This window comes from Clostridium tarantellae (assembly GCF_009295725.1).
Taxonomy (GTDB): Bacteria; Bacillota; Clostridia; order Clostridiales; family Clostridiaceae; genus Sarcina; species Sarcina tarantellae.
In genome coordinates this window covers 1-3,446 of the sequence record NZ_WHJC01000332.1, presented here as the reverse complement: position 1 = coordinate 3,446, position 3,446 = coordinate 1, and the positions used below count along the sequence as shown (strand labels likewise).

The window sequence follows — 3,446 nt, the reverse complement described above, 5'->3', positions numbered from 1 at the left end:
ATAAAATAGAGGTATGAAATATGAATTTTAAAAAATCCACAATATATAAAAGATTATTTTTAACTTATACTTTTGTAATTTTATTTATAGTTAGTGCATTAGATATTTATTTTATAAAATTAGCTTCAGATCAAGTTAAGAAAAATAATTTATACATTACTGAGAAAATTATTCAAAGTGTAGAAGAGTTTATAAATTATGATTATAATACAACAAATGTAATGATGAATATGCTTTATCAAGATAACTTTAAACTAAAGGATGTAGTAAATTACTTGAAAAGTGATTTGCCTGATTATTTAAAAGAAAAACTAGATTCATTTTCGGATAGTGATAAAATTTTTTACAATGGTACAGAATATTTTATTAAAACATCTTTTTCCTTAAATAATTCTTTAAAAACAATTTCACTTTATAGTTATCCAAGGCAAGAAATTTCAATATTTGATAACAAAGGACAAGTTAGCATAAAAAAGTTTAATAGTGATACTATTTTAAGAGATGGTAGAATACCAGAGATCATAGTAAATGAAGATAATAGTATAGCTTTTACGAGGGAAATTAGAGATATTGGTTCTTTACAATCTGTAGGTATTTTAGTTGCAAATTATGATTTGAAAAAAATAAATAATATATTAACTAGATATGGAAAATATGAAGATAATAATTTACAAGTTCTTATATTAGATAGTACAGGAAAAATAATATATGATTCAAGCAATAAGAATAATTTAAAACAATATGCTTATTTTAATCAGGTTAAAAATGGTGCTAGTAAAATAGTTAATGAAGATAGACAAGCATATTATGTAAAAACCTTAAATAATTCTTTAGGACTTACTATTGTTGGGCAAATTAATGCAAAATATGCTGAAAGGTTACCTATACTTTTTGAAATTTCTGCAATAATAATAGGAATAGTTTTATTTCTTATAAGCGAAGGAATTCTTTACATAAAATTCAAAAAATTAAGTGATAGAATGAGTAATATAGTAACAGCAATGAATGAAGTAGAACAAGGTAATTTAAATATAAAAATCCCTATCACAGGAGAATCTGATGAGATTAATTTTATAGCAGAGAAATTTAATGAAATGTGTTCAAGTTTAGATGATTACATTAAGAAAAGTTATTTATCTGAATTAAATCAAAAAAGAGCTGAAATAGTAGCTCTTCAAAATCAAATAAATCCTCATTTTCTCTATAATACTTTAGAATCTATAAGAATGAAGGCTATTTGTAATGGAGATAAAGATGTTGGAAAAATGTTATATAGTCTTGCATTTTTATTTAGAAGTCAAGTAAAAGAGAAAATAATAATAAGTATAAAACAAGAAATTGAGTATTGCAAAAAATATTTAGAATTATTTAAATTTAGATATGATAATAAATTTAAATTTATTATAAATTGTGAAGAAGATTTATATGATAAGCAAATAATTAAGTTTACATTGCAGCCTTTAATAGAAAATTACTTTGTTCATGGAATAACTTTAGAAAAAGATGATAATGAATTAAATATTAATATATTTAAAAAAGAAAATAATATTGTAATAGATATTGTTGATAACGGAAGGGGGATATCTAAAGAAAAATTAGAAGATATAAACAAACGTTTAAAAAACTTAGACTATTCAGGAAAATCTATAGGAATGTTAAATGTCCATGAAAGAATAGTTATAAATTATGGTAAACAATATGGATTAAAAGTAAAAAACGGGGTTAATGGTGGAACTGTTATGGAAGTAACATTCCCCTGTAGAGAGGTGGAAGATTAAGATGTATAAGGTTATGTTGGCAGATGACGAAAATTTAATATTACAAGGAATTTTTAATATTATAGATTGGGACAAACTAGGTCTAGAAGTAATACATTTAGCAACTAATGGAGAAGATGCTTTAAATAAGTTTAAAAAAGAGCCTGTTGATATTGTTATAACAGATATAAATATGCCAAAGATAACAGGATTAGAATTGCTTAAAGAGATAAAAAATATTAATAAAAAAGTTAAGTTTATAATTTTAAGTGGATATGATGATTTTTCATATGCAAAAGAAGGAATTGAATTAGGTGTAGAAAATTATATTTTAAAGCCTGTTGATGAAGAAGAGCTAGAAAGAACTTTAATAAAAACAGTGAATAAATTAAAAACAGAAAATGAAAAAGAAAAAACTATTTTTATGAAAAATAATTTTTTATCTAAATTAATAAAAGGAAAAGCTTCCAAAGAAGAATTAGACGCTTTAAATGATAAAATATCACTTCACTTGAATGAAAATATGTATTCCTTAGCAATAATAAGATTTAAGGAAAGATTTATTGATCATAATGTATTACATAATATAATAGATTTGATAAAGAAACAAAGTTCAAATTCATTTGAAATAATATCAAATTTAGAAAATCAAATTGTACTGATTAATTCATGGAGTAAAGAAATGACTACAAAAGAATTAAAGGAGTATTATAACAATTTAAAAGAAAATATTATAAAACAATTATCATTAGATGTATTTATAAGTATAGGTGATAGTACTAAGGAGTTATTCAATATAAATGAAAGTTATAATTCAGCTAAGGAGTTAAATCAATATGTATTAACTTTAGGATTTAATAATTGTGTGAATAAAAATAGTGTATGTAATTTAGAGAATAAAAATATTAATTTTATTAAAGAATTAGATGAATTAAATAAGGTTATAATTGAAAAAAATTTAAATAGTGTAGAAAAATATATTGATTCTATTTTTGATTCTAAAAGAAAATTAACACCAAAACAGATATATGATGTGTCAGTTAAAATTTTATTTTTAATAGATAAAGTAGCAAATGAATTTAAATTAGAAAGACCTTATAGTGGAAAAAGTTTAAGTGGAGAAATTGTATCTTTATGTGAAGAACATAGTACTGAGGATATAAAAGCTTTATTAATAAGTGAAATAAATGAAGTTATAGAATTAATGAATCCAACCACTATTAAATATAGTCCTGTGGTTCAACAAATAATAAGTTATGTAAATGAAAATTATTATGAGGAAGTAAGTTTAAAAACATTAGCACAAAAATATAATATAAATACTTCTTACTTAGGACAAGTATTTACTAAAGAAGTTGGATGTTCATTTTCCGAGTATTTAAATAAAACTAAAAATATGAAAGCTAAGGATTTGATTTTAAATACTAACTTAAAAATTAATGACATAGCAAGACAAGTAGGATATTTGGATACAAGTTATTTTTATAGAAAATTTAAGAAGTATTATGGTGTTTGTCCATCTACATTAAGAACTATAAAAAATTATTAACAATAAAAGTTAATATTATATACGAATATTTAAGTAAAAATGAGGTATATCTTTTAGATATATCTCATTTTTAGTTTTTATGAAATTGGTATTAATTATATATATATTGTTTATTTTATAGATTTTAATATATTTAAATA

Annotated in this window: 2 protein-coding genes; both read left to right on the top strand. The window is 21.9% G+C overall.

The window, feature by feature from the left end; genetic code table 11:
- Positions 1 to 20 precede the first annotated feature (20 nt).
- The gene (locus GBZ86_RS13940) at positions 21 to 1,778 is read left to right on the top strand and encodes a sensor histidine kinase (protein WP_152891653.1); all 1,758 of its coding nucleotides are present in this window, start codon (positions 21 to 23) and stop codon (positions 1,776 to 1,778) included.
- A 1-nt stretch (position 1,779) separates the two neighbouring features.
- Entirely contained in the window at positions 1,780 to 3,306 is a 1,527-nt protein-coding gene (locus tag GBZ86_RS13935) for a response regulator transcription factor (RefSeq protein WP_152891651.1), read from the top strand.
- Positions 3,307 to 3,446: the final 140 nt, after the last annotated feature.